The sequence below is a fragment of the Mesorhizobium sp. M8A.F.Ca.ET.208.01.1.1 genome (assembly GCF_004791315.1).
Classification (GTDB): domain Bacteria; phylum Pseudomonadota; class Alphaproteobacteria; order Rhizobiales; family Rhizobiaceae; genus Mesorhizobium.
In genome coordinates this window covers 1-392 of sequence record NZ_SRUT01000081.1, presented here as the reverse complement: position 1 = coordinate 392, position 392 = coordinate 1, and the positions used below count along the sequence as shown (strand labels likewise).

The 392-nt window shown below is 62.2% G+C and carries 1 protein-coding gene; it reads left to right on the top strand.

Features of this window, described 5'->3' with window-relative positions; genetic code table 11:
• Window positions 1–392 (top strand): hypothetical protein (locus EN851_RS36610; RefSeq protein ID WP_210234953.1); only part of this gene is annotated, 392 nt, incomplete at both ends.

Here is a 392-nt window from a genome sequence, read left to right as displayed (position 1 = left end):
TTCACTGCAGCCGTGAGCAACGGCGGGCAGACTCTGACCATCAGCCAGGGCGCCACCGCAGTGTTGTTGATCCAACTCGCCGATACAAGCTCGGGCAACTACACCGTCACGCAGTTGCACGCGATCGACCATCCCGCGGGGCTGAACGAGAACAACGTCTCCTTCACGGTCAACTATGTCACCACCGATGGCGACGGCGACACTGCCACCGGGTCGCTGGCAATCAATGTGAATGACGACACGCCGACGATCAGCAACATCCAGGACGCAATCATGCCGAACGTCAACAATACCGACGTTCACGGCACCTGGACGCCGTCCTTCGGCGCAGACGGCCCAAGCGCGACGTCTGCGATCAGCCTGGCGATGGGGACCGCGCCCAGCGGACTGAC